Annotated in this window: 18 protein-coding genes and 2 pseudogenes; 16 read left to right on the forward strand and 4 right to left on the reverse strand. The window is 69.5% G+C overall.

Going from position 1 to position 25,696, the window contains the following annotated elements; genetic code table 11:
* The first annotated feature begins 97 nt into the window (after nucleotides 1–97).
* From iolC to ACIBL4_RS11225, 9 genes and pseudogenes are all read left to right on the forward strand, one after another.
* On the forward strand, nucleotides 98–1,048 hold the full coding sequence (gene iolC / locus ACIBL4_RS11185; protein ID WP_399408653.1) for a 5-dehydro-2-deoxygluconokinase: 951 nt from the start codon (nucleotides 98–100) through the stop codon (nucleotides 1,046–1,048).
* A complete protein-coding gene (locus ACIBL4_RS11190; protein WP_399408655.1) occupies nucleotides 1,045–1,935 on the forward strand; it encodes a deoxyribose-phosphate aldolase in 891 nt (296 codons plus the stop codon). The genes iolC and ACIBL4_RS11190 overlap by 4 nt, the downstream gene beginning before the upstream one ends.
* 88 nt (nucleotides 1,936–2,023) lie before the next feature.
* A pseudogene (locus tag ACIBL4_RS11195) lies at nucleotides 2,024–2,128 on the forward strand (5-deoxy-glucuronate isomerase); the annotation flags it as partial.
* A gap of 140 nt (nucleotides 2,129–2,268) precedes the next feature.
* Nucleotides 2,269–4,152: a 3D-(3,5/4)-trihydroxycyclohexane-1,2-dione acylhydrolase (decyclizing) gene (gene iolD / locus ACIBL4_RS11200; protein ID WP_399408657.1), complete on the forward strand. Its 1,884-nt coding sequence runs from the start codon at nucleotides 2,269–2,271 to the stop codon at nucleotides 4,150–4,152.
* A gap of 14 nt (nucleotides 4,153–4,166) precedes the next feature.
* Nucleotides 4,167–5,669, forward strand: coding sequence for a CoA-acylating methylmalonate-semialdehyde dehydrogenase (gene mmsA, locus ACIBL4_RS11205; RefSeq protein ID WP_399408659.1), 1,503 nt, complete (start codon nucleotides 4,167–4,169; stop codon nucleotides 5,667–5,669).
* Between the two features lie 199 nt (nucleotides 5,670–5,868).
* The gene (locus ACIBL4_RS11210; protein WP_399408661.1) at nucleotides 5,869–7,260 is read left to right on the forward strand and encodes an APC family permease; all 1,392 of its coding nucleotides are present in this window, start codon (nucleotides 5,869–5,871) and stop codon (nucleotides 7,258–7,260) included.
* A 198-nt stretch (nucleotides 7,261–7,458) separates the two neighbouring features.
* Nucleotides 7,459–10,113 (forward strand): CocE/NonD family hydrolase, encoded by a 2,655-nt coding sequence (locus tag ACIBL4_RS11215; protein WP_399408663.1) that lies wholly within the window; start codon nucleotides 7,459–7,461, stop codon nucleotides 10,111–10,113.
* Nucleotides 10,110–10,982 carry an ABC transporter permease gene (locus tag ACIBL4_RS11220; protein ID WP_399408665.1) on the forward strand — a complete coding sequence of 291 codons (873 nt, stop codon included), beginning with the start codon at nucleotides 10,110–10,112 and terminating at the stop codon, nucleotides 10,980–10,982. The genes ACIBL4_RS11215 and ACIBL4_RS11220 overlap by 4 nt, the downstream gene beginning before the upstream one ends.
* Before the next feature lie 149 nt (nucleotides 10,983–11,131).
* Nucleotides 11,132–12,652 carry a von Willebrand factor type A domain-containing protein gene (locus tag ACIBL4_RS11225; protein WP_399408667.1) on the forward strand — a complete coding sequence of 507 codons (1,521 nt, stop codon included), beginning with the start codon at nucleotides 11,132–11,134 and terminating at the stop codon, nucleotides 12,650–12,652.
* 950 nt (nucleotides 12,653–13,602) lie between these two features.
* Here ACIBL4_RS11225 and ACIBL4_RS11230 read toward each other — a convergent pair.
* The gene (locus ACIBL4_RS11230; RefSeq protein WP_399408669.1) at nucleotides 13,603–14,811 is read right to left on the reverse strand and encodes a S8 family peptidase; all 1,209 of its coding nucleotides are present in this window, start codon (nucleotides 14,809–14,811) and stop codon (nucleotides 13,603–13,605) included.
* A gap of 475 nt (nucleotides 14,812–15,286) precedes the next feature.
* Here ACIBL4_RS11230 and ACIBL4_RS11235 point away from each other — a divergent pair, with 475 nt between their 5' ends.
* From ACIBL4_RS11235 to ACIBL4_RS11250, 4 genes are all read left to right on the forward strand, one after another.
* Nucleotides 15,287–15,622, forward strand: coding sequence for a hypothetical protein (locus tag ACIBL4_RS11235; protein WP_399408671.1), 336 nt, complete (start codon nucleotides 15,287–15,289; stop codon nucleotides 15,620–15,622).
* Nucleotides 15,623–17,432: 1,810 nt separating this feature from the next.
* Nucleotides 17,433–17,741 (forward strand): hypothetical protein, encoded by a 309-nt coding sequence (locus ACIBL4_RS11240; protein ID WP_399408673.1) that lies wholly within the window; start codon nucleotides 17,433–17,435, stop codon nucleotides 17,739–17,741.
* A 738-nt stretch (nucleotides 17,742–18,479) separates the two neighbouring features.
* The gene (locus ACIBL4_RS11245) at nucleotides 18,480–18,701 is read left to right on the forward strand and encodes a hypothetical protein (protein WP_399408675.1); all 222 of its coding nucleotides are present in this window, start codon (nucleotides 18,480–18,482) and stop codon (nucleotides 18,699–18,701) included.
* A gap of 895 nt (nucleotides 18,702–19,596) precedes the next feature.
* On the forward strand, nucleotides 19,597–20,880 hold the full coding sequence (locus ACIBL4_RS11250; protein ID WP_399408677.1) for an LPXTG cell wall anchor domain-containing protein: 1,284 nt from the start codon (nucleotides 19,597–19,599) through the stop codon (nucleotides 20,878–20,880).
* A gap of 128 nt (nucleotides 20,881–21,008) precedes the next feature.
* Here ACIBL4_RS11250 and ACIBL4_RS11255 read toward each other — a convergent pair.
* Nucleotides 21,009–21,146, reverse strand: a pseudogene (locus tag ACIBL4_RS11255) (glycosyl transferase); the annotation flags it as partial.
* Between the two features lie 177 nt (nucleotides 21,147–21,323).
* On the opposite strand from ACIBL4_RS11255, the gene ACIBL4_RS11260 reads away from it, so the two are divergent.
* The 3 genes from ACIBL4_RS11260 (at nucleotide 21,324) to ACIBL4_RS11270 (ending at nucleotide 23,011) form a co-directional block, all read left to right on the forward strand.
* On the forward strand, nucleotides 21,324–21,470 hold the full coding sequence (locus ACIBL4_RS11260) for a hypothetical protein (protein WP_399408679.1): 147 nt from the start codon (nucleotides 21,324–21,326) through the stop codon (nucleotides 21,468–21,470).
* 232 nt (nucleotides 21,471–21,702) lie between these two features.
* Nucleotides 21,703–22,161: a tyrosinase family oxidase copper chaperone gene (locus ACIBL4_RS11265; protein ID WP_399408681.1), complete on the forward strand. Its 459-nt coding sequence runs from the start codon at nucleotides 21,703–21,705 to the stop codon at nucleotides 22,159–22,161.
* Nucleotides 22,145–23,011, forward strand: coding sequence for a tyrosinase family protein (locus ACIBL4_RS11270; RefSeq protein ID WP_399408683.1), 867 nt, complete (start codon nucleotides 22,145–22,147; stop codon nucleotides 23,009–23,011). The genes ACIBL4_RS11265 and ACIBL4_RS11270 overlap by 17 nt, the downstream gene beginning before the upstream one ends.
* Nucleotides 23,012–23,280: 269 nt before the next feature.
* On the opposite strand, the gene ACIBL4_RS11275 is transcribed toward ACIBL4_RS11270, so the two are convergent.
* The gene (locus tag ACIBL4_RS11275) at nucleotides 23,281–24,246 is read right to left on the reverse strand and encodes a D-2-hydroxyacid dehydrogenase family protein (protein WP_399408685.1); all 966 of its coding nucleotides are present in this window, start codon (nucleotides 24,244–24,246) and stop codon (nucleotides 23,281–23,283) included.
* A gap of 635 nt (nucleotides 24,247–24,881) precedes the next feature.
* Complete coding sequence (locus tag ACIBL4_RS11280) at nucleotides 24,882–25,637, reverse strand: GntR family transcriptional regulator (RefSeq protein WP_399408687.1); 756 nt, start codon at nucleotides 25,635–25,637, stop codon at nucleotides 24,882–24,884.
* Between the last annotated feature and the right edge of the window lie 59 nt (nucleotides 25,638–25,696).

Genomic DNA, 25,696 nt, shown 5'->3' on the forward strand with positions numbered 1-25,696 from the left:
GCTGTCATGATCTGGTCCGAATGTCCGGACAAAACATTGACAGGGCTTCGGAAAGGGGACTACAAAGCCGGGGAGAGCCGACACCGAGGGGAAACCGATGGCGTACGACCTGATCACCATGGGGCGCATCGGAGTGGATCTGTATCCGCTCCAGACGGGCGTCCCGCTGCCGCAGGTCACCTCCTTCGGCAAGTTCCTCGGCGGCTCGGCCACGAACGTCGCGGTCGCGGCGGCCCGCCTGGGGCGGCGCACGGCGGTGATCACCCGCACCGGCGACGACCCCTTCGGCACCTATCTGCACGAGGCCCTGAGGGGCTTCGGCGTGGACGACCGCTGGGTCACCCCGGTCCCCGGCCTGCCCACCCCGGTCACGTTCTGCGAGGTCTTCCCGCCGGACGACTTCCCGCTGTACTTCTACCGGCAGCCCAAGGCCCCCGACCTGGAGATCGACGCCCACGAGCTGGACCTGGACGCCATCCGCGACGCCCGCGTCTTCTGGGTCACGGGCACGGGCCTGAGCGAGGAGCCGAGCCGTACGGCGACCCTCGCGGCCCTCGCCCACCGCGCCAAGTCCGGCACGACCGTCTTCGACCTCGACTGGCGCCCGATGTTCTGGGCCGACCCCGACGCGGCCCGCCCCTTCTACCAGGAGGCCCTGCGCCACACCACCGTCGCCGTCGGCAACCTCGACGAGGTGGAGGTCGCCACGGGCGTGCGCGAGCCGCACGCCGCCGCCCAGGCACTCCTGGACGCCGGAGCCGAGCTGGCCGTCGTCAAGCAGGGCCCCAAGGGCGTCCTGGCCGTGAACCGCGACGGTGAGAGCGCCGAGGTCCCGCCGCTGCCGGTGAACGTCCTCAACGGTCTCGGCGCCGGAGACGCCTTCGGCGGCTCCCTGGTCCACGGCCTCCTGGCCGGCTGGGACCTGGAGAAGACCATGCGGCACGCCAACGCCGCCGGCGCCATCGTCGCCTCCCGCCTGGAGTGCTCGTCCGCGATGCCCACCGCGGACGAGATCGAGGCGGCCGTCACCGCGGGGGCCGTCAAGTGACCGTCGACGTCTCCGAACTCGTGCGTCTCCGCAGCCACCGCCCGGAGGCGATCGCCGAGGCCGCCGCCCGCCGCCCCCGCCGGCCCCTGCTGAACGACAACGGCCGGCTGATGATCGTCGCCGCCGACCACCCGGCCCGCGGCGCGCTCGGCGTCGGCGGCCGCAGCATGGCCATGGCCAACCGCGCCGACCTCCTCGAACGCCTCTGCCTGGCCCTGTCCCGCCCGGGCGTGGACGGGGTCCTCGCCACCGCCGACATCCTCGACGACCTGCTCCTGCTCGGCGCCCTCGACGGCAAGGTCGTCCTGGGCTCGATGAACCGCGGCGGCCTCCAGGGCGCGTCCTTCGAACTCGACGACCGTTTCACCGGCCACCGCCCCGAGGACATCGAGCGCCTCGGCTTCGACGCGGGCAAGCTGCTCCTGCGCATCGACTACGACGACCCGGGCTCCCTCACCACCTTGGAGTCCACCGCCCGCGCCATCGACGACATGGCGGCCCGCCGGCTCCCCGTCTTCGTCGAGCCGTTCATCTCCCGCCGTGACGAGACGGGCCGGCTGCGCAACGACCTGTCCGCCGAGGCCGTCACCCGGTCCATCGCCATCGCCTCGGGCCTGGGCGGCACTTCGGCCTACACCTGGCTGAAGGTGCCGGTCACCGACAACCCCGACGACATGGCCGAGGTCATGGCCGCCTCCACGCTGCCCGCCGTACTGCTGGGCGGCGAGGTGGGGGGATCCGCCGAGGAGCAAGCCGGGGCGTACGAGAAGTGGCGCGGCGCTCTCCAACTGCCCACCGTGCGCGGGCTGGTGGTCGGCCGTTCGCTGCTGTACCCGGCGGACGGCGATGTGGCCGCCGCCGTGGACACCGCCGTAGGACTGCTGTGAGGGCCGCTTCATGAGCAGTGAGCCGTACATCCCCGAGGGCACCACGACCGGCGTGCGGATCGTGCCGCCCCTCCCGGGCGTGTGTCACGCCCGGGCCCAGATCGCCTCCGGCGCGGGAGGCCGCTTTGCTTTGGCAGGAGCGAAGTGCGAGCGACAACTCCCCGCCCGCTACGGCCCCGCGCCGGAGGTCCCCCACGCCAGGGCATGTCCGCAAAGTCCCAGGCGCAGGCCGCCTCGCCGTGTCCTGCCGGGAGACCGCGCGTTCACTCCCGGCGGTGAACGCCCGCGGCGGCCACTGCGTATCCGTGACCATCCACAGGTAGGGGGATACCGATGACCTCGACGACGAGGCTGACCGTCGCTCAGGCGCTCGTCCGCTTCCTGTCCGCCCAGTACACCGAACGCGACGGCGTACGGCAGCGGCTCATCGGCGCCACCTGGGGCATCTTCGGCCACGGCAACGTCGCCGGCATCGGCCAGGCGCTCCTGGAACACACCGACGCGATGCCGTACCACCAGGGCCGCAACGAACAGGCCATGGTGCACGCCGCGGTCGGTTACGCGCGGCAGTCCAACCGCCTCTCCACGCACGCGGTGACGACCTCCATCGGCCCGGGCGCCACCAACCTCGTCACCGGCGCCGCCCTGGCGACCATCAACCACCTGCCGGTGCTGCTGCTGCCCGGCGACATCTTCGCCACCCGCCCCGCCGACCCGGTCCTCCAGCAACTGGAGGTGCCGTACGCGGGCGACGTGTCGGTCAACGACTGTCTGCGCCCGGTGTCGAAGTACTTCGACCGGATCACCCGCCCTGAGGCCCTGATCCCGTCGGCGCTGAACGCGATGCGCGTGCTCACCGACCCCGTCGAGACCGGCGCCGTCACCCTCGCGCTGCCCCAGGACGTGCAGGCCGAGGCGTACGACTGGCCCGACGAGTTCTTCGCCGAGCGCGTCTGGACCGTACGGCGTCCCGGCGCCGACCCGGCGGAGCTCGCCGAGGCGGTACGGATCATCCGCGCGGCGAAGAGGCCCCTGGTCGTCGCCGGCGGCGGCGTCCACCACAGCCGCGCCGAGGAGGCGCTCGCCGAGTTCGCCGAGACCACCGGCATCCCGGTCGCCTCCACCCAGGCCGGCAAGGGCTCCCTGCGCCACGACCACCCCCAGGACGTCGGCGGCATCGGCCACACCGGCACCGCCACCGCGGACGAACTCGCCCGCACCGCCGACCTGGTGATCGGCGTCGGCACCCGCTACACCGACTTCACCACCGCCTCCGGCACCCTCTTCACCGGCGAGAACGTCCGGTTCCTCAACCTCAACATCGCCTCCCTCGACGGCCACAAGCTCGCCGGGCAGCCCCTGATCGCGGACGCCCGCACCGGCCTGGAGGAGCTGACCGAGCGGCTGGAGATGCACGGCCACCGGGTCGCGCCGCTGTACGCCACCGAGTACACCGAGGACAAGGAGCGCTGGGAGCAGCGCGTCGACGCCTGCTACGAGGTGGACGAGCCGGACACCCGCCCGACCCAGCCGCAGGTCCTCGGCGTCCTGGACGCTCTGGTCGACGCGTCGGACATCATCGTCAACGCCGCCGGTTCCCTCCCCGGCGACCTGCATAAGCTGTGGCGGACCCGGTCCCGCGACCAGTACCACCTGGAGTACGGCTACTCCTGCATGGGCTACGAGATCCCGGCCGCCATCGGCGTGAAGATGGCCGCCCCCGACCGTCCCGTGTGGGCGCTGGTCGGCGACGGCACGTACCTGATGATGCCGACGGAGATCGTGACGGCCGTGCAGGAGGGCGTCGCGATCAAGATCCTGATCATCCAGAACCACGGCTACGCGTCCATCGGCGGACTGTCCGAGTCGGTGGGCGGCGAGCGGTTCGGCACCGCCTACCGCTTCCCGTCCGAGGACGGCACGTACACGGGACCGCCGCTGCCGGTGGACCTCGCGGCCAACGCGGCCAGCCTCGGCACGCGCGTGCTGCGCGCGAAGACCGTGCGGGACCTCGAGGCGGCGCTCGCCGAGGCCCGGGCCGCCGACACTCCCACATGTGTCTACGTGGAGACCCAAACGGCAGACACAGTGTCGGGCGCGCCTCCCGCGCAGGCCTGGTGGGATGTACCCGTGGCCGAGACCGCGACACGGCCGTCCGCGGTCAAGGCACGCGAGCTGTACGAACGGCACATCTCCACCCGACGCCGCCATCTGTGAAGGAGTTCCCGGCCATGACGAAGATCGTCAACCACTGGATCGGCGGCAAGACCGTCGAAGGCGCCTCGGGCACCCACGGGCCGGTGACCGATCCGGCGACCGGCGAGGTGACGACGAAGGTCGCGTTCGCCTCGGTCGACGAGGTGGACGCGGCGGTCGCCGCAGCCAAGGAGGCCTTCACCACCTGGGGCCAGTCCTCCCTGGCCCAGCGCACGTCCATCCTCTTCAAGTTCCGCGCGCTGCTCGACGCCAACCGGGACGCGATCGCGGAGCTGATCACCGCCGAGCACGGCAAGGTGCACTCCGACGCGCTCGGCGAGGTGGCGCGCGGCCTGGAGATCGTCGACCTGGCCTGCGGCATCAGCGTCCAGCTGAAGGGCGAGCTGTCCACGCAGGTGGCGAGCCGCGTGGACGTGTCCTCGCTCCGCCAGCCGCTCGGCGTCGTCGCGGGCATCACGCCGTTCAACTTCCCGGCGATGGTGCCGATGTGGATGTTCCCCCTCGCCATCGCGTGCGGCAACACGTTCGTGCTGAAGCCGTCCGAGAAGGACCCGTCGGCGTCGGTCAAGCTCGCCGAGCTGCTCGCAGAGGCCGGCCTGCCGGAGGGCGTCTTCAACGTCGTCCACGGCGACAAGGTGGCCGTCGACCGCCTGCTGGAGCACCCGGACGTCAAGGCCGTCTCCTTCGTCGGCTCGACCCCGATCGCCCGCTACATCCACACCACGGCCTCCGCCAACGGCAAGCGCGTCCAGGCGCTCGGCGGCGCCAAGAACCACATGCTGGTCCTCCCGGACGCCGACCTGGACGCCGCGGCCGACGCCGCCGTGTCCGCCGCGTACGGCTCGGCGGGCGAGCGCTGTATGGCCATCTCGGCGGTCGTCGCGGTGGGCGCCGTCGGTGACGAACTGGTCGAGAAGATCCGCGAGCGCGCCGAGAAGATCAAGATCGGACCCGGCAACGACCCCACCTCCGAGATGGGCCCGCTGATCACCAAGGTCCACCGCGACAAGGTGGCCGCCTACGTCGAGGGCGCGGCGGCCGAGGGCGCGGAGGTGGTCCTCGACGGCACCGGTTACACCGTCGACGGCTTCGAGAACGGCCACTGGATCGGCATCTCGCTGCTCGACAAGGTGCCCACGTCGGCGAAGGCCTACCAGGACGAGATCTTCGGCCCGGTCCTGTGCGTGCTGCGCACGGAGACCTACGAGGAGGCCCTGGAGCTGATCAACGCCTCGCCGTTCGGCAACGGCACCGCGATCTTCACCCGGGACGGCGGCGCGGCCCGCCGCTTCCAGCTGGAGGTCGAGGCCGGCATGGTCGGCGTGAACGTCCCGATCCCGGTCCCCGTGGGCTACCACTCCTTCGGCGGCTGGAAGGACTCCCTCTTCGGCGACCACCACATCTACGGCAACGACGGCACGCACTTCTACACGCGAGGCAAGGTCGTCACCACCCGCTGGCCGGACCCGGCCGACGCCCCGGCGGGCGTGGACCTGGGCTTCCCGCGCAACCACTGAGTTTTTTCTCCGGGGGCGCCTGCGATAACCGCAGGCGCCCCCGGACCTGTTTCCACTGACCACTTGTGATCAAAAGGACAGCCAGAGATCATTTTTACTGCGGATTCCGTAGGCAAACACCCATTGACGTGTCGCTTTTCGTCGGGGTTCGATGCTGCGCACATCACCGCCGAGCCGCCGAGCCGATGGGAACCGCCGCATGACCGACACGCTCCGCCCTGTCGAGACCGCCGTCGCGCACGCGCCGGACCGTCCCCCCAGGAAGCTCAAGCGCTCCATCGGAGTCGTCGGCGGCACCCTCCTCACCCTCTCCTGCGTCACGCCCGCCTCCACGCTGTTCGTGGTGGTCCCCGACCTGTTCGGCGCGCTCGGCACGGCCACCGCCCTCACCATCGCCATCGGCTCGCTGCTCTGTGTCGCGGTGGCGTTCTGCTACTCGGAGCTGGGCACCCTCGTTCCCAGCGCCGGCGGCGAGTACGCCATGGTCTCGACGCTCGCCGGACGGCTCGCCGGCTGGCTGGTGTTCGTCCTCTCCCTCCTGGTCGTGATGATCGTCCCGCCGGTCATCGCGATGGGCACGGCCGACTACCTCGCCCCCCTCGTCCACCTCGACCCGTCCTGGACGGGCGCCTCCGTCATGCTCCTCGCGACCCTCGCCGGCCTGCTCGACCTGCGCGCCAACGCCTGGATCACCGGTGTCTTCCTGGTCCTGGAGGTCATCGCGGCGGCGGTCGTGGCGGCCCTGGGCTTCACCCACGCAGAGCGCGGCCCCGGCAGCCTGGTCTCGATGCAGGTGGCGACCCCGGACGGCGCCCCGGACACGGTCACGGCGCTCCTGGTGGCCTCCGGCCTCGCGATCGCCCTGTTCGTCACCCAGGGCTTCTCCACCGCCGTCTACCTCTCCGAGGAACTGGAGAACCCCCGCCGCACGGTCGCCCGCACGGTGCTCGCCACCCTCGCCATCTCCGCCGTGATCATCCTCGTCCCGGTCGCCGCCATCACCCTGGGCGCCCCGGACCTCGCCGCCCTGACCGGCGGTGACATCGGCGCCATGGTCACCGCCTGGTCCAACACGGCCGTCGGCACCTTCGTCAGCCTCTGCGTGGCCCTCGCGATCATCAACGCCGGCATCGTCATGGTCATCCAGAACTCCCGCGTCCTGTTCGCCTCGGCCCGCGACAAGGCCTGGCCCGACCCGGTCAACGCCCTCTTCTCCCGCCTCGGCCGCTTCGGCTCCCCCTGGGTCTCCACCCTCGCGGTGGGCATCCCCGGCGCCGCCCTGTGCTTCGTGAACCTGGACACCCTCTACGGCGTCACGGGCGTCTCGGTGACGGGCATGTACCTGCTGGTCGCCACCGCCGCGCTCCTGTCCCGCCGAGGCCCCCACAAACACACCCCGGCCTGGCGCATGCCCCTGTGGCCCGCCGCACCGCTCCTGTTGATCGTGGTCCTGGTGTACATCCTCATCCAGCAGGACCCGACGTACCTGCTCTGGACGGGCGGCATCACAGCCACAGCAACCCTGTACTGGGCTCTCTACCTCCGCCCACACAGGCACACACGCTGGCTGGTATCAGTACCGGAGGCATAAGGGCCTTCTTTCAAGGGGCGCGGGGAACTGCGCGACCAACCACAACGGCACCCGCACCCGGCAACGCACAGCCCCCGCCGAGCTCGAAGCTGTACACCCCCCGCAGTACGCCCAAACTCCGTGTACACCCCTGGAAGGCCCCGCACTTCAGCCTCCGGTCGACAACTCATCGACAGCTTCACCCCGTACCGTTGACGCATGGATCTTCGACTGCCCGGACTGAACGGGCTGCTTCGGAGGCCCCGGAGGCTCCTCGCCGCCGGGGCCGCCGTCGTCGTGCTCGCGGGCGCGGGGACATGGACGGCCGTCGCGTCCGACGAGGTGCCCCCGGTCGACCGCTCCGACCGAGTCCTGGACACGGGGAACGGCGTGCGCATCGACACCTCGTTCTTCACCTCCGGAGGAGACCGCCGCCGCCCCGCCGTCCTGCTCGGCCACGGCTTCGGCGGCAGCAAGAACGACGTACGGCAGCAGGCCCAGGACCTCGCCAGAGACGGCTACGCGGTGCTGACCTGGTCCGCGCGCGGCTTCGGCAAGTCCAACGGGAAGATCGGGCTGAACGACCCCGAGGGCGAGGTCGCGGACGTCTCGAAGCTCATCGACTGGCTCGCGAAACAGCCCCAGGTCGAGCTCGACAAGCCCGGCGACCCTCGCGTGGGCATGGCCGGCGCCTCCTACGGCGGCGCGATCGCGCTGCTCACGGCGGGACACGACGACCGGGTGGACGCCATCGCCCCGGCCATCACGTACTGGAACCTCTCCGACGCGCTGTTCCCGAACGGCGTGTTCAAGAAGCTGTGGGCCGGCATCTTCGTCAACTCCGGTGGCGGCTGCGAGCGGTTCGAGCCCGCGTTGTGCCGGATGTACGAGCGGGTCGCAGAGTCGGGCAAACCGGACGCCGAGGCGCGCAAGATGCTCGACGAGCGTTCGCCCTCCGCCGTCGGCAAGGACATCAAGGTGCCGACGCTGCTGATGCAGGGCCAGTCCGACTCCCTCTTCCCGCTCGGCCAGGCCGACCAGGCCGCGAAGGCGATCCGCGCCAACGGCGCCCCCGTCGACGTCGACTGGATCGCCGGCGGCCACGACGGCGGCGACATGGAGACGAGCCGCGTCCAGGGCCGCGCGCAGAGCTGGTTCGACCGCTACCTGAAGGACGACACGGGCGTCGACACCGGCCCCGCCTTCCGCGTCACCCGCACCCTCGGCCTCGGCTCCGGCGACGGCGAACCCCGCCTGACCGGCGTGACCTCGGACCGCTACCCCGGCCTGGAGAGCAAGCAGCGCTCCATCGCCCTGGCCGGCCGCGAGCAGAGCTTCGACAACCCGCCCGGCGCCAGCCCGCCCGGCGTCTCCGCCCTGCCCGGCCTCGGCGGCGCGGGCGGCCTCAGCCAGCTGTCCTCGCTCGGCGTCGGGATCTCCCTCGACTTCCCCGGCCAGTTCGCCGCGTTCGAGTCGGCCCCCTTCCGGGACGACGTCCAGATCACCGGCTCTCCGACGGCCACGGTCCACGTGAAGTCCACCAGCGACGACGCCGTGCTCTTCGCCAAGGTCTACGACGTCGGCCCGGGCCGCACCCAGCCGGTGCTGCCCTCCCAGCTGGTCACGCCCATCAGGGTCGAGGGCGCCAAGGCCGGCAAGGACGTCACCATCACCCTCCCGGCCGTCGACCACGAGATCGACGACGGCCACCGGCTGCGCCTGGTCCTCGCCTCCACGGACCTCGGCTACGCCTCCCCGGCGACCCCGGCCACGTACACCGTCTCCCTCAAGGGCGACCTGAAGGTCCCGGCTGCGCTCGGCGAGAGCAACGCGCAGGGCCCGCTGCCCGCCTGGGTGTGGTGGATGCCGCTCGCCGGCGTCGCGATCGCCCTGGCGCTGATCATCACGGGCCGCCGCCGCACCGCGGCCCCCGCCCCGCCGGACCCCGAACTCGCCGAAGTGCCCCTCCAGATCACGGACCTGACCAAGCGGTACGCCAAGTCCTCCGACCGGTACGCCGTCAAGGACCTGTCGTTCCGCGTGGAGAAGGGCCAGGTCCTCGGTCTGCTCGGCCCGAACGGCGCCGGCAAGACCACGACCCTGCGCATGCTGATGGGCCTGATCAAGCCGGACGGCGGCAAGGTCCGCGTCTTCGGCCACGCCATCAGCCCGGGCGCCCCGGTCCTGTCCCGGGTCGGCGCCTTCGTCGAGGGCGCGGGCTTCCTGCCGCACCTGTCCGGCCGGGAGAACCTGGACCTGTACTGGCGCGCCACCGGCCGCCCGGCCGAGGACGCGCACATGGAGGAGGCCCTGGAGATCGCGGGCCTCGGCGACGCGCTCGCCCGCGCGGTGCGCACCTACTCCCAGGGCATGCGCCAGCGCCTCGCCATCGCCCAGGCCATGCTCGGCATGCCGGACCTGCTCATCCTCGACGAACCGACCAACGGACTGGACCCGCCGCAGATCCGCGAGATGCGCGAGGTGATGATCCGCTACGCCGCGGCAGGACGCACGGTCATCGTCTCCAGCCACCTCCTCGCGGAGGTCGAGCAGACCTGCACGCACCTGGTCGTCATGGACCACGGACAGCTCGTCCAGGCGGGCCCGGTCGAGGACATCGTCGGCTCGGGTGACACCCTCCTGGTGGGCACGGCCACGCCCGTGGACGAGCCCGTCGTCGAGAAGGTCGCCGCCCTGCCGGGCGTCGCCTCGGCCGTGCCCGTCGAGGAAGGGCTGCTGGTCCAGCTCGGCGCCGACGGCACCCCGCAGCGCCTGGTCGCCGAACTCGTGCGGCTGGACGTGCCCGTGCGATCGGTCGGCCCGCACCGCCGCCTGGAGGACGCCTTCCTCACCCTGATCGGAGCCGAAGCATGAGCAAGCTCGCCGACCGGGCCGAGCCCGTCGACGTCGCCGACGGCTACCGCGCGGGCCGCACCCTGCCCTTCCGCGTCGAGCTGGTCCGGCAGCTGAAGCGGCGCCGCACGATGGTCATGGGCGGCGTCCTGTTCGCCCTGCCGCTCATCCTGCTCATCGCCTTCCAGGTCGGCGGCGACCCAGGCGGCAACAACAACCGCGTCAACCTCATGGACACGGCGACGGCGTCCGGAGCCAACTTCGCAGCCGTCAACCTCTTCTCCGCCGCCGGCTTCCTCCTCGTCATCCCCGTGGCCCTGTTCTGCGGCGACACGGTCGCCTCGGAGGCGAGCTGGTCGTCCCTGCGCTACCTGCTCGCCGCCCCCGTGCCCCGCGCCCGGCTGCTGTGGTCCAAGCTCGCCGTCGGACTCAGCCTCAGCCTGGCCGCGCTGGTGCTGCTCCCGATCGTCGCCCTCGTCGTCGGCACGGCCGCCTACGGCTGGGGCCCGCTCGAGCTGCCCACCGGCGGCACCCTGCCCACCGGCACCGCGGCCCAGCGCCTGCTGATCGTCGTCGCGTACATCATGGTGTCCCAACTGGTCACCGCTGCCCTCGCGTTCTGGCTGTCGACCCGGACGGACGCCCCGCTCGGCGCGGTCGGCGGCGCGGTGTTCCTGACCATCATCGGCAGCGTCCTCGACGAGGTGACGGCCCTCGGCGACTGGCGGCACTTCCTGCCCGCGCACTGGCAGTACGCCTGGCTCGACGCCGTCCAGCCGCAGCTGCAGTGGACGGACATGATCCAGGGCACGTCGATTTCCGTAACGTACGCGCTCGTGCTGTTCGCCCTGGCCTTCCGCGGTTTCGCCCGCAAGGACGTCGTCTCCTAGGTCAACGGAGGATCACCCACCGGTCTCGACGGGCCGCCTCCGTGGCCGCTTCGAGACGCTTCCGCAACCCCCCGTACCGCACGTTCGGGCCCCCCGCGCCGTCACAGTCGCAAGAAAGCCGACGCCAACGGAGCCAGGGGGCACGGACGATGAAGCCGTACGAGCGGTACCGGACACGCAAACTGCTGCTGGCGCTCACAGCGGCGGGCGGGCTGCTGCTCACCGCGTGCAGCGGGGGAGGCGACAGCGGCGAGGGCAGCAAGGCCGCCGACCGCGACACCTCGGGTCTGCCCGCGCCCGCCTGGAGCCAGGGCACCAGCGAGCAGGACGACGACCGCCGCGAAGATCCCGACCACCTCTCCACCTTCGCCCTCGACGTAGACACCGCCTCCTACGACTACGCCCGCCGCACCCTGGCCGACGGCCGGCTCCCCGACCCGTCGACGGTCCGCCCCGAGGAGTTCGTCAACAGCTTCCGCCAGGACTACGAACGCCCCGACGGCGACGGCTTCTCGGTCACCGTCGACGGCGCCCGCACCGCCGACGAGGACTGGTCCCTGGTCCGCGTGGGCCTGGCCACCCGCACCACCGAACGCACCGGCGAACGCCCGCCCGCCGCCCTCACCTTCGTCATCGACGTCTCGGGTTCCATGGCCGAACCGGGCCGCCTGGACCTCGCCCAGGAGTCCCTCTCGGTGATGACGGACCGGCTGCGCGACGACGACTCGGTCGCCATCGTCACCTTCAGCGACGAGGCCGAGACCGTCCTGCCCATGACCCGCCTCGACGGCAACCGCGACGAGATCCACGACGTCATCTCCGAGCTGCACACCCGCGACTCCACCAACCTCGGCGCGGGCGTCGAGACCGGCTACGAGACGGCCGTCGAGGGACTGCGCGAGGGCGCGACCAACCGGGTCGTCCTCGTCTCCGACGCCCTCGCCAACACCGGCGACACCGACGCCGACACGATCCTGGAGCGGATCTCCGGCGAACGCCGCGAGCACGGCATCACCCTCTTCGGCGTCGGCGTCGGCAGCGACTACGGCGACGCCCTGATGGAACGCCTCGCCGACAAGGGCGACGGCCACACCGTGTACGTGTCCGGCACCGCCGAGGCCCGCAAGGTCTTCTGCGAGGAACTCCCGCGCAACATCGACCTCACCGCCCGCGACGCCAAGGCCCAGGTCGCCTTCGACCCGGAGACCGTCGAGGAGTTCCGCCTGGTCGGCTACGACAACCGCCGGGTCGCCGACGAGGACTTCCGCGACGACCGCGTCGACGGCGGCGAGGTCGGCCCCGGCCACACCGTCACCGCCCTGTACGCCGTCCGCACCGAGCCCGGCGCCGAAGGCCACCTCGCCACCGCCACCGTCCGCTGGCTCGACCCCGGCACCCGCGACCCGCACGAGGAGACCGGCGACCTGGAGACGGGCGCCCTCGACGACTCCGTCCGCAGCGCGAACCGCTCCTTCCAGGTCACCGCGACGGCCGCCTACTTCGCCGACGCCCTGCGCCACGACGACCCCTTGCTGCCGGGCGCCCCGCGGCTCGGAGAACTCGCCGAGCGCGCCGACGACTTGGCGGACCGCACGCAGGACACGGAGATACACCGCCTCGCGGAGGCGATCGACACGGCGTCGCGTCTGAAGCGCACCGACCGAGAATGAACGTTCATATTGTTGGGCGATTTTCAGAACCCAGGGGAATGCAGAGTTCGATATCGAGCACTTCAGAGGAAATTCGCCAGGGTGCGCCACCCCTTCCGCGCAATTGAGAAATCCATCATCATGAACGGGCCGGGCCTGACCAGCCTGGATGGCACGGGGGGAAACGCCGTTTCCAATGGATCCGGAGGGACCTCATGCGAACCATCAGGAGGCAGGCCACGGAGTGGCTCGCCGCCGCCGAGACCGATCCGCTTGACTGCGAACGGCAGTGGCACGAAGAAAGCGGCGTCGCAGTGCTGCCCTGCGGACGGTTCTGGGATGTGCTGAGTGTGCCGGAGGAATTGGGTGCACTGGCCCTGGATGCCCTCTTACGCATTCCGCAGGCGCCCGGCCCCGTACTGGCGGACGCAGTCGCCCGCAGAGTGGGCTTCTTCCTGCCACCGGATCCCGCAGGCCGCTGGGTCGGCACGGATGTCCGATATCTGGGCCATGGCGCATGGGTCACGGTACCCGCGCCGCACCGGGCCTTAGGGCGTCTCCGCTGGCTGGTTCCGCCCGACGGTGTGGGAACGCTGTTTGTTCCCACAGCCGTGGAAGCGGCTCTCCAGCAGGCCCTGGGCACCCTCGCGGCCCGGGCCGCCACGCGGCGGCGGTGTCCGGTGTGCGGAGCACGGACCGTTGGAGCCCGTCTTCGCGGTGGTGGCCGGTCCAGATGACAATCACGGGTCTGGTCGCCGCCACCGACGCCGCGCAGTGGGGGCGACAGGGCCCGGGGACAGCACGTCTTCGATGGAGCGCGACTCCAAAGTCCCCTGCCCCGGGCGGTTCGCTGAACGGCCGTGTTCGCAAGGACAGACCCGGTCTGGAAGCTGCGCGGACATCACCCACGCCCGCCAGGGTGAACGCGCCCCCCCAGCTCGACGCCTCACCGCCAACCGTGCACAAGCTCGTCAGGGTACGAGTCTGAGGAGCCTGTTGGGTGAGCCGGTTCCGACGTTGCTCAGGGCTCCGGTCGTGGCCCCGTTGACGAGTGCGCCGCGCACGGTCGCCGGACTGGCGGTGGGGTGCGAGGTGAGGTAGACGGCCGCGGCTCCCGCGACATGGGGGGCCGCCATCGAGGTGCCGGAGAGCGTGGCCGACGCGGTGTCGCTGGTGTGCCAGCCGGCGGTGATCGACGAGCCGGGGGCGAACATGTCGAGCATGAAACCGTAGTTGGAGAAACTGGACCTTTCGTCAATCCAGGTGCTGGCTCCCACGGTGAGGGCAGAGCTCACGCGGGCGGGTGAGTAGTAGGCGGCATTCGCGTTGGAGTTGCCGGCGGCCACCGCATAGGTGACACCGGAGGCGATGGAGTTCCTCACCGCGGTGTCCAGCGCCGTGCTGGCGCCGGCGCCCAGCGACATGTTGGCGACCGCGGGCCCGACGCGGCGCGAGGTGACCCAGTCGACGCCCGCGACGACGTTGGCGAGGGTGCCGGCCCCGCTGTTGTTCAGCACCCGAACCGACACGATCCTGGTGCGTTTCGCCACGCCGTACGTCTTGCCGGCGACCGTGGTGGCGACGTGCGTTCCGTGACCGTTGCCGTCGGAGGCGTTGGCATCACGGTCGACAAAGTCATAGCCGTGTCTGGCGCGCCCGGCGATCTCCGTGTGAGTGATGCGCACTCCGGTGTCGATCACGTACACGGTCGCGGAGCCGCCCGCCGTATCCGGATAGGTGTACGTCAGGCTGCGCTGAGGGCGGGCCTGGTCGATCCGGTCCAGGTTCCACGGCGGGTTGAACTGGGTTGCGTCGAGGTGGACCTTCTTGTCCTGCTCGACGAACTCGACGGCCGGGTCCTCCGCCAGACTCCTCGCTCCGGCGGCGCCGATACGGATCGCGTAGCCATTGAGCGCGGCGTCGTAGGTCTGCTCCACCGTGGCGCCGTACTTGGATGCGAAGAATTCTCCTTCCGCCGATCTCGCCTTGAACCCGGCGGACTCCTTGAGAACGACGATGTAGCTGCCGTCGATGGAGTCGGCGGAATCCTCGTCCAGAATCCTTGCGGTGGCCGGACCGGCTTGGGCGGGCAGGGCGTTACCGCACCCGATCGCGGCGGTCGCGGCCGTCGCGACGATCGCTGCGACGATCCGCCGACGGGCGGTGAACTTCTCTCGCATCCTGAAGAACCTTCCTCGGGGACCTGTGACGCCGCTCGCTAAAGCTGCTGATCATATGATGACCAGACGGTTCATCACGGAACTGCCCTATCATCACTTTTCACCCTGAATGCGCACCAAAGTCCACGTACTGGTGAATTCTGCGCGCGTATGCAGACGACACGCATCAGGCGCAGGCCGTCCTGCCCGCTGTCCCCTCCACGAGGTGACGGCGGCGGCGTAGGTGGCCGAGACCGACGCAGTGTACGGAAGTTGACGCTTCCGCACAGGCGGACGCGGGGGCGCGAACCGCGGTCCACCCGACTGGCGGATGGGGTCCTCAGATGGAAGCGCGCCGTGTTGCGGGCATCGTGCGAACCATGGTCACATCTACCCCGAATGGCGCTTAAGGGAAATTTGGGCGCCGTGATGGAAAGGCCGGCCGTCCAAGGGCGGTCGGCACGATTGACACCCTGGAGAACCAATGCCTCATCGCATGCTCCGTTCGGCTGCCACCGTGTTGCTGGCTTCCGCACCGATCGTCGCCGCCGCGCCCGCGCAGGCCGCTGCCCAGCAGGACTTCCCCTGCGGCGTCAACCTCAGCACGGTCAGCAGCAAGCTGACCACCGCGGTCAGCGTCGGCGTCACCTGTGACCAGGAGCGGACCGTGAGTGTGCACATCACCGATGGCGACGGCAGTATGCGTCTGAGCGCCCAGAAGACCGTTAAGGCCGGTGTCGAAGGGACCTTCACCGCCACCTTGCCCAGAACGACCGGGGTCTGCGCCACGCTGGAGACCGACGGTGCGAGCACCCAGATCGGCGACTGCTGACGGCACTCCCTCGCCGGCAGCAGTCTGATGGATACGGTCGCCGCCCATTCCGTGATCCGCAGGGTCCGGGTGGACGGCGGCCACCGCCGGCACATCGTCGGTCATGCACCGGCATCGGTACGGATCTGGAAGCGGAGTCGAACTCCGCGCGTGCCACGAGGCCATCACCGCCGAAGTCACCCCTCCTGCAGTGGCCGCAGCGTCTGCGGCGCCCCGGCCCCGCCCTGCAGTTGAGCTCAAGACCTCGCACATGGCCCGCGAGCAGATGGATGCCCGGTGTCGTCGCGGTCAGGGTTCGCTCAGCACCCTGTGGACTTGGCGACGTGCTGTGTGAGTAGGGCTCTGGGCCCGAAGAGCACGAGTGTGACAACACGGCACCGTCTTCCCTGCAGTACACGACCTCTCGTACACGTCCGGCGGCCCCCTCTCGACCGGCCCCTCCTCCTCCCGTCCCGGGCAGGCGGTTGCGGTTTCGTTGGCGACGCGTCCACAAACGCTGAGAGGCACCGTGGAGCGGCCCGTTCTCCCGGTCGGATCGTGCTTCTCCCAGCCGGCATGGCCGGTGCTCTTGCCGTCCAGCGCGAACTCCAGCACTCGCTTGGTGCAGGCCACTGTTCGTCCTTCCGGTGGCGATCTTCTCCTCGTCGCGCCCGGTGGCCCTGCGGGACGGGGCCTGCACGCGCCAGCCGATGCGGTGCAGCACCAGATCCAGCCCGGCCCATGACGCACTCGACGCCGAACCGGTGGCGCACGACGTCGGCGATCCTCGCCAAAATCCAGCACCGCCCGCCCGCCACGACGGACGGGCTGACAGCCAACGCCGTTCCTGTCAGACGCGGTTCACTCACACCGAGCTTGCAGCGGGCACCGCAGGGCCACCACCGTCGGGATACCTCATCCCGCCGCACAGCGCAGCCCAGGCAAGCCATCGCGGCCCCACATGACCCGAGTCCTCGAAGATCTCCAGTGGCCCTCGTGCAGGCCGCGAAGAACCGTGGCTGGGCACCCGAAGGAATCGACAGCTACAGCGCTGCTCCCGCCGTCTCCTTGAGGGAGCTGGTGGACGCGTCGTCGAAGTCTGCCGCCCAAAGCGCCTGCCGGTCCACGGAGACGCAAGACGGACGTGCTCGAGCCAACTCTGCGCGGCTGGTGAGGCCCTGGCCACCGAGCAGGTCATCCAGCCCTGAAGCCGTGGGCAACGCGAGGCGCTGCGCGTGCTGTTGCCCGCGCCGGAATGACCTCCGTGCCGAACTGCGCCGCCTGAGCCGACCACAGCGGATCACGCGCTGTGCCGGCCTCCGCCACCCCGCCGCCGTCGGGCGAACACCGCATGACTACCCGCGCTCTGCGTTCTACTGCCCAGCGCATCCGGCACCTCCAGGCCCAGGCCGACGAGTTGAGAACGAACCTCCTCCACTCAGCCGGAACTGACTGCCTTGCTGACGGGGGGATTTGGCCTTGTCGGAGCACCACGGACACCCGCCCTCACCGACGGCGATTCGGTTGCAACTCGAGGCACCTCGGGCCGATGCCGGGAACAGGGCCGAAGGCCTCCCCATCGAGCGTGCATTCGGTCGGTGGTTCGAAATGAAACGGTGATCCAACTCTGTTGCGCAGTCGGTGTGTCGTTACTCCGTCGGGCCATGGATAAGGCATGACCTGGGGATCTCGCACTTCATATTAGCTGCCCCCAGAGGGCCATGTGGATGAAGTTCCGGAGTCACAGGCATTCCAAGTGGTGCCCGGTTCCGCGTTGAGGCAATATCTGTCTCGTTCTTCCAACCGGGAAGAGACAGAACGGAGATATCAAATGCGCAAGACCATGAAGCGGGGTGCTGCGGGGACCCTCGCGGCGGTGGCCCTCCTCGCGGGTTCCGCCTCTGCTGCCAGCGCCGTCGAGGACGTGCCGGTGAGCGACGAGTCGGGCATCGTCATTGTCAACGAGAACAACAACGACAATGACAACACGAACACCAACGACAACGACGCCACTGCCAGCGCTGTCGTCACCCTGGAGGCCCCCGAGGACGGGGCTGACGCGGGTGCGGCTGCGGCCCCGGCGGCCGCCGCTCCCCAGCAGGCCGTCGCGCCCACCCTCCTGGGCGTCATCGGCCTCTGATAGGGGCTGAGCCCTAGGGGGCCGGCTTGCGATCGTTCGATTCCAGTCCGGCGGTCACCCGATTCTCTTAGGGATCGTGATCCGACTGGAAGCGTCTTTCCCTGGCGGGCGGATGAGGGGACAACCTCATCCGCCGGGGGGAGGCGCTCCACTCGAGCGGCGCGAACTACGGCGAATGCGCGGCATCGAGCCGCGCATTTCGCTGCTCGGCGGTTTCCGGGGTAGTGACGGGGTGGGCTGAGCTCTCTGAAGCCGGGTTGTGCCGTGCCATAACTCCGGTGATTCATGGCTGGGCAGCGCACGAGTGTTGCAGGGTCTGCACGCCCGATCACATCTTCCCGAAGGCACCTAAGAATATCAGGTGCCTAGAATCTAGGGCCGACCGCCTATGGCGGTCGGCCCTTTTGATACCCAGGAGGGCAGGTGCAGGTTCTGAGTCGGAGCAACAGGATCGTGACCTCGCCCACTGGGGGCGAGGTTGCGCGCGGCCCGGCTGTCAGGCGTTGGACCTTCCCACCGGCCCGCTGCTGATCGGTTTACCTCTCTGGCTCGTCGGTCATTGCTCCTTGGGCGGCCGACTAGATGTGGTCTGCGCACTCGGTAATCACCATCTCCTGTAGTACAGGGCCATATGGATGAACTTCCTGCCCTTGGGTGATTCCAAGTTGTGTGACCTTCCGTGTCGCGGCAGTATCGGTTCCGTTCTTCCAGTGGGGAAGAATCAGAATGGAGATTCAAATGCGCAAGAGCATGAAGCTGGGTGCTGCGTCGGCCCTCGCCGCGGTGGCCCTCCTCGCGGGTTCCGCCTCGGCTGCCAGCGCCTCCTGCTGGGACGGGGACAACGACGACAGCGTTGACGACATCATCATCGTCAACGAGAACAACAACTCCAACAGCAACACCAACACCAACACCAACACGGCCACGGCCACGGTCACGGTCACGCTCCCCGCGGTCTGAACGGCCTGAGTCCTTCTGGGCCCTGGCTTTGATCGTTCGACTACAGATCGGCGCGGTCAGAGCCTTTGCCGTGGGTCCCTTCGGGATCGGGGCCCGACTGAAAGCGTCTTTCTCTACGGGCGGATGAAGTGGCATCCCGATCCGCCGAGAGAGAGACGCTTTCCGTTTCACAGCTATTGATCAACGTGACGTCATGTCACCGGCGATATGACAGTCGCTGATGAGCCGGCGCCATGTCGGCTGCGGCCATCCAATCCGATGGCCGCTCTTTCTTTTCCGTGGCCGGTGGGCTCGGCCAACGTGTTCGAACGCATGCCCGCTGGGTGGCGCAGATGGTGAAGCCGTCCCGAGCATCGTCCGATCAGTGAAATTCATATCAGTCGCCGTACAGGGCCGTTCGGATTAAATTCAATGACTGCTCGCCCATAAGAGTGTCACCTACTTGATGGAGGGTTTCCTGCCGATGCAGTATCAGTTACACCCAGAGAGATGCGAGTAGCATCGCGCCTCGGAGGGAATATGACTGATACGATTATCCTGCCGCGTTGTCCGGAAACCGGGAAAGCGTCGTTCCGTACCGAATCCGAGGCGAGGCTCTGGCTGATCAAGCAGCCATTGTTGGAGAAAATCCCCGACCGCATCTACCGGTGCTCGGACTGTCGATACTGGCACTTCACCGGTTCTCATTACTGGACCAGCCGGAAGATCCAGCGGAGGCGGAACTACGGGAGGCGAGAAGCCGTCCCAGGTCGCAGCCGCAAGAAGAGAAGGAATCGCTGACGCGATGCGTGTGATCTGATGCACGCAATCCCGCGCGATTCCGGCCTGTGGTTTCCCCTTTTCTTCGAACAGGAAGACGACTAGATTGCGAAAGAACCTGAGTAGGGGAATGGTCGTGGCTGCCGCCGCGACGAGCATCCTGCCCCTGTACGGCATCACGGCGTTCGCGGACTCGCACGCCGACATGTCCGTCAGCGCCTCTGACAAGTCCAGCGACATGAGTGCCGCGACCGCCCCGCCCGTCGGGAGCTCCTTCACCAGCGGCCCGAACCCGCGCGGATCGTCAGCCATTCCGCACGTCGCTGCCCAGAGCGAGGACCGCGGGCCCGGTGGCCTCGACAACAACACCGACCGCGTCGATGTCGATGTGCCCGGTTCCGTCAGTGACAGTGGGTACGGCGACAGTGCCCCCAGCAGCGCTCCCAGTAGTGCCCCCAGTAGTGACAGCGGGTACGGCGACGAGGCCGAGGCCGACGGTGGCTATGGCGAAGATGCCGGCAGTGCTGAGGCCGTCGGCTCCGGTGAGGCCACTGGCAGTGGTGAGGCCGCCGACAGTGGTGAGGCCGCCGGCTCCGGTGAGGCCACTGGCAGTGATGACACCGCCGAGAGTGGTGAGGCCGCCGGCAGTGGTGAGGCCGCCGAGAGTGGTGAGGCCAGCGGCAGTGGTGAGGCCGCCGAGAGCGGTGAGGCCACTGGCAGTGGTGAGGCCGCCGGTTCCGATGAGGCCACTGGCAGTGGTGAGGCCGCCGACAGTGGTGAGGCCACTGGATCCGGTGAGGCCACCGGCAGTGAGGTCACCAGCTCCGGTCAGGACGGTGGCTACGGCGAGGATGCAGGCAGTGATGAGGACGCCAGTTCGGGTCATGACGATGGTTACGGCGAGGACGCCGACTCGGGTCATGACACCGGCTACGGCAAGGACGGTGGCTACGGCAAGGACACCGGCTACGGCAAGGACGGTGGCTACGGCAAGGACGGTGGCTACGGCAAGGACACCGGCTACGGCAAGGACGGTGGCTACGGCAAGGACACCGGCTACGGCAAGGACAGCGGTTACGGCAAGGACAGCGGTTACGGCAAGGACGGCGGCTACGGCGACGACAGTGGCTACGGCAAGGACGGCGGCTACGGCGACGACAGCGGCTACGGCGACACGCCGTCCACGAAGCCGCCGGTGACGAAGCCACCCACATCGTCGCCTCCTGCCACGACTCCGCCGACCAAGGAGCCGCCTCGGCACTCCGAGCCCCCGGCGAAGCCGCCCGTCCCGGGGGAGCCGCCCCACCTCCCCGACACCGGCCTCGACAAGCAGGCCATCGCGGCATCGGGGGCCGCGGCGCTGCTGCTGACGAGCGGTGTGGTCCTGTACCGACGAGGCAGGGCTGCGTACCGTCGGTAGTGCTCTGCTCCGGGTGCCGGACGTACCGCGTCCGGCACCCGAGTGCTTTCCCGGTCCCCAGGCCGACCCATCCCTGGTCCGTTCGCATGTCAGGATCAGGCGGACCAGACGGGGCAGGGCGGACGGCTCTCGGCGACTGGGCCGGGGTTGGTGAGCGTCACGACGTCGCAGTCGACGGACATGTGGCGCAACACCAGCCGGAGTTGCCGTGCGGCGGGCCGGTACGACGTGTTTTGACGGCTGGACCATGCCTTTCCCCCGCAAATGCGAGGACGGGAAAGGCGGATAAAGACATGCCCCTCATTCGGGTGACCTTCGGTGTGGGCCGCCGCATTTTTCTGAGTGCGGGGGTTTCCGCTCGATCCGGGGCTCGTTGAAGGCGGTGAAGTGATTCCCGCTCAAGGCCGCCGGCCTCACCGGAGACGCGACCGAGGTCAGGAAGCATGTCGACCAGTGGCTGGCGGAACCACCGGCCGGAAGCGCTCGATACGGAGAACAAGGGTTTCCTGGCCAGCACCCTCAAGGGAACCGAGAACGCCCTCGGCCACGAGAGCGCTCGACTGACTCCGGGACTGAAGGCGCAGGGCTGAGCGGGATTCCCGCGCCGATCCCACCGCGCATGGGATCGGCCCGTCGAGCGTGTGTCACGCGAACCGCCTTTTCAAGGCGAGGAGGAGGCAGGCATTGCGAACCGGCAAACCACCACAGTCACAACCAGCGCGCCCCGCGGCGCCCACGACGGTCGCGCCCGCGGCTGCCGGCTCAGCGCACCCGGCGAAGCCGCCCGCCGTCCACCATGCCAGGGCCACGGCGCGACGCCGTGTGCTGTGGGGGCTGTTCGCATCGGCGTTCACGGTGGCTCTCGCCCCCATCCTGGTGGCGTCGGGAACGACCCCGAAGGCGTCGAGATCGGAGGGGAAGGCGCCGGGACCGGCCGGAGACGGGGAACGGTTCGACGAGACATACCGCGGGCGCCGCATCGCGGGTGTCAGGTACGACGCCGGGCGGCCCGGGGAGGGCGGCCCGAGCGCGTGGCACGTCACCGTGGACGGGCGGCCGTTGCATCTGATGCGCCGGGCGGACGGCAGCTGGATGAGCATGGTCGACCACTACCAGTCGTACGCGACCCCGCTCGCCGCCGCGCGCGCTGCCGTCGACGAACTCGGCCCCGGCGCACGGCTGGGCACGCCGGGAGAGCGGAGCAGTCACACAAAGGACAGCCGTACGGCGAACGGGAACAAGGACGCCGAGGGGGAGCATCGCCATGGTGTACACGCGTAAGGACATCAGCACGCTCACCCGGTCCGAACGGCGCCGGCTCGTCAACGCGCTGCTGGAGCTCAAGCGACGCGGTGAGTACGACGAGTTCGTGCGCACCCACATCGAGTTCTACGCCCCCGACGGTGAGGGCGGCCTGCGCGCAGCCCACATGGCACCTTCCTTCCTGCCCTGGCACCGCAGGTTCCTGCTGGACCTGGAGAACGCACTGCGCCGCGTGGACGAGTCGGTGACCCTGCCGTACTGGGACTGGACGCGCAACCGCAGGCGGACGGCCGTACCGTGGACCGATGACCTGCTCGGCGGCACCGGGCGGCGTTCCGACCGGCAGGTGATGTCCGGCCCCTTCGCCCACCGCAACGGCAAGTGGACGATCAAGGTGGGGATCACCGACACGGAGTTCCTCATGCGGGACCTGGGCCGTCCCCGGGACCCGATCACGCTGCCCACGGCCAAGGACCTGGAGGGGGTCCTCAACGATCCCGTCTACGACACGGCACCGTGGAACTCCGCATCGACCAAAGGGTTCCGCAACAAGGTGGAAGGGTGGGGGCCCGGGCGGGGCCCCGCTTCGTGGCGCACCCACAACCGGGTCCACCGTTGGGTCGGCGGCCACATGACGGGCGGCGCATCCGTCAACGACCCCGTCTTCTGGTTTCACCACGCCTTCGTGGATCTTCTCTGGTTCCGCTGGCAGCGGCGGCACCCGGGCGCCCGCTATCTCCCCGCGAAGCCGCTCGCCCGAGGGGACGCACAACGCGGCCGAGTCGTCGCGCGGCACCAGAGGATGCCGCCGTGGGACGTCACACCGGCCGAGTTGGAGGACCAAAGCCGGATCTACCGGTACGCGTAGTCCGTACGAGCCGTGTAGAGGTGCGGCTGCTTGCGCGCGGCACGCGAACGGGCACGGCGAGGCCCGGGGCGCGTACCGCGCGGACCAAGGGGTGTCCGCACGCCTCGCCTGCCCTGCGACGCCCGGCACCTCCCGAAGCTCTTCGAGCAGGGGGACCCCCGCTCTCGCCGCACCGGGCGAACGACGGGACCTTTGCGGACCCCTGGCCGGTTGCAGCCGCCGACGCAGGGGCCGTGACCGCCGGGCAGGAGGTCACCAGGCCGCACACCTCAGCGGGGCGCCAGGAGCCGTACGGGCGAACCATCCAGAAAGGCCCGGATGTTCTCGACCGCCTGGCCGTAGTACGTCGCGTAGTTGGCCCTGGAGACGTAGCCGAGGTGCGGCGTGGCGAGGAGGCGGGGGGCCGTGCGCATCGGGTGGTCGGCCGGGAGGGGCTCGACGTCGAAGACATCGACGCCGGCGCCCGCGATACGGCCCGAGCGCAGGGCGCCGAGCAGAGCGTCCTGGTCGACGATCGCCGCACGCGAGGTGTTGACCAGATAGGCGGTCGGCTTCAGGAGGGCGAGTTCGGCGGGGCCGAGAAGGCCGCGGGTGCGGTCGCTCAGGGCGAGGTGGACCGACACGAAGTCGCTGTTCGCGAGCAAGTCGGCCTGGGAGGGAGCGAGTTCCACGCCGACCTCGTCGGCGCGCTCGCGGGTGAGGTTCTGGCTCCAGGCGTGGACCTCCATGCCGAAGGCGAGGCCGATCTGTGCGACGCGGCTGCCGATCTTCCCCAGACCGAGAAGCCCGAGGCGCCGGCCGTGCAGGTCGGCGCCGACCGTGCTCTGCCAGGGGCCGCCGGAGCGCAGGGCGCCGCTCTCCTCGACGATGCCGCGGGCGAGGCCGAGCAGCAGCGCCCAGGTCAGTTCGACGGGCGGGGTGGAGGAGCTGGCCGTGCCGCACACCGTGACACCGTGCGCCTCGGCGGCCGCGTAGTCGATGACCGAGTTGCGCATGCCGGACGCGATGAGCAGTTTCAGCCGGGGCAGCCGGGCGATCAGCGACCCCGGGAACGGTACGCGCTCGCGCAGGGTCACCACGATGTCGACGTCGGCCAGGGCGGCGGCCAGGGCCACCTCGCCGTCGATGTGCCGGTCGAAGGACACGACCTCCACGTCGTCCGAGATCACCGACCAGTCGGCGACCTCGGTCGCCACCTTCTGAAAATCGTCCAGCACAGCGCAGCGCAGCCGCACGGCATGCCCCCTTCACAGTCCGTGGTTCGGTCCACGGTTCGGTTCCAGGGGTCATGATCGCGCTCGGGTGGTGACGTGGGAAGCCTGCCCAGTCACCCGACCACCGCTGCGCCGTACGGCTTCTTCCACGACACCTGGGTCGGCATTCCGGGGGCCTGGCAACCCGTAACAAGGTGTCTCAGCGGCAACGGGAGCGCGGACGCGAAAACGCCCTCCCGATGGGAGGGCGGAGACTTGCGCCCCCGGCAGGACTCGAACCTGCGGCCAAGCGCTTAGAAGGCGCTTGGTGCATCGAGTGACACACCACTGCTGACCTGCGTACTTGTTCGGCCCGTAGGGCGTTCGCCCGTGAAGTCGACACGCATTCGACACGCGGTCTCGCGCCGTTTGATCTCAGCGGAAGAGGTTCGGCACCGGGCAGGCCTCTAGGGGCTCGTCTGGCCGGTCTGCCCAGCCCCACCAGAGATGCCGATCGGTACACCTCCACAGGGAGCGGCACGCCCGCCGACCGTCGTCCACCCGTTCGGAGAGCACGAGTCCGCTGGATGTCATGGGCTGGCCGCACTCGGGGCAGGCCGAGACCTTGTTGGGCATGCGGCGCACTCCAGTGACTCCGGCTCGGTCTCGACTGTTGGCTATCGGTTGATCGGGATCTCGTAGACGATCTCGCAATGCGCGGCGGGTACCACGATGTCCGCCGTCTCCACGGGCCGCCCATCGTCGCTGTAGTACGTCCGCCGGATGTGCGTCACGAGAGCGGCCTTCTGGATACCGAGCAGTGACGCCTCTTCGGTGGTCGCCTGTCGCGGTTCCGGTTGCTCTACGGCGTGGCTGACGGTGACGCCGATCGCGGCCATGCGGTTCACGACTCCCGCCCCGGCGTGCGGCCCTCCCTCGGGGAGGACGACGAGTGTTCCGGCGGTGAGGTCGTACGGCTCCCAACTCGTCGACAGCTGCACTGGCCTGCCGTCGGCAAGGAACTCGTACGTGGTCCGGACGCAGAGGTCGCCCTCGGTGAGGCCGAGCCGCGCTGCGATGTCTGCCGGTGCCGGCACCTTGGCCTCGGTCCGGCTTTCCCAATCCCCTTGTCTGCCCAGGGCCTTCATGTCTGCCCGGAAGGGCGATCCGCTGGGCTGCTCCCGGGCTGATGACCGGACGACCCGGACCCGCTGTCGGGGCTCGGCGACGTACGTGCCCGAACCTGCGCGTCCCTCAAGCACACCTTGGGAAATCAGCAACTCCTGCGCGCGGCGGACCACGTTCTCGCCCACACCGCACTCCTGGCCGATCTGGGCGCGGGAGGGCAGGCGGTCCCCGGGCTCCCATACGTGTTCCGCGATCCGCCGCCGGAGTTCGTCGGCGATGCGGAGGTAGGGCGGCTGCTCAGGCATATGGAAAATCTAGTCCACTAGCTCTAATCTAGTTAACTAGCTTTACTCAAAGTGATCGT

It is taken from the genome of Streptomyces sp. NPDC050416 (assembly GCF_044458845.1).
Lineage (GTDB): Bacteria > Actinomycetota > Actinomycetes > Streptomycetales > Streptomycetaceae > Streptomyces.

Bases quoted from the DNA above. Each gene is read 5' to 3' on its own strand.
- iolC (WP_399408653.1), top strand. From the start codon at position 98: ATGGCGTACGACCTGATCACCATGGGGCGCATCGGAGTGGATCTGTAT.
- iolD (WP_399408657.1), top strand. From the start codon at position 2,269: ATGACCTCGACGACGAGGCTGACCGTCGCTCAGGCGCTCGTCCGCTTC.
- mmsA (WP_399408659.1), top strand. From the start codon at position 4,167: ATGACGAAGATCGTCAACCACTGGATCGGCGGCAAGACCGTCGAAGGC.
- ACIBL4_RS11210 (WP_399408661.1), top strand. From the start codon at position 5,869: ATGACCGACACGCTCCGCCCTGTCGAGACCGCCGTCGCGCACGCGCCG.
- ACIBL4_RS11215 (WP_399408663.1), top strand. From the start codon at position 7,459: ATGGATCTTCGACTGCCCGGACTGAACGGGCTGCTTCGGAGGCCCCGG.
- ACIBL4_RS11220 (WP_399408665.1), top strand. From the start codon at position 10,110: ATGAGCAAGCTCGCCGACCGGGCCGAGCCCGTCGACGTCGCCGACGGC.
- ACIBL4_RS11225 (WP_399408667.1), top strand. From the start codon at position 11,132: ATGAAGCCGTACGAGCGGTACCGGACACGCAAACTGCTGCTGGCGCTC.
- ACIBL4_RS11230 (WP_399408669.1), bottom strand. From the start codon at position 14,811: ATGCGAGAGAAGTTCACCGCCCGTCGGCGGATCGTCGCAGCGATCGTC.
- ACIBL4_RS11235 (WP_399408671.1), top strand. From the start codon at position 15,287: ATGCTCCGTTCGGCTGCCACCGTGTTGCTGGCTTCCGCACCGATCGTC.
- ACIBL4_RS11240 (WP_399408673.1), top strand. From the start codon at position 17,433: ATGCGCAAGACCATGAAGCGGGGTGCTGCGGGGACCCTCGCGGCGGTG.
- ACIBL4_RS11245 (WP_399408675.1), top strand. From the start codon at position 18,480: ATGCGCAAGAGCATGAAGCTGGGTGCTGCGTCGGCCCTCGCCGCGGTG.
- ACIBL4_RS11260 (WP_399408679.1), top strand. From the start codon at position 21,324: ATGTCGACCAGTGGCTGGCGGAACCACCGGCCGGAAGCGCTCGATACG.
- ACIBL4_RS11270 (WP_399408683.1), top strand. From the start codon at position 22,145: ATGGTGTACACGCGTAAGGACATCAGCACGCTCACCCGGTCCGAACGG.
- ACIBL4_RS11280 (WP_399408687.1), bottom strand. From the start codon at position 25,637: ATGCCTGAGCAGCCGCCCTACCTCCGCATCGCCGACGAACTCCGGCGG.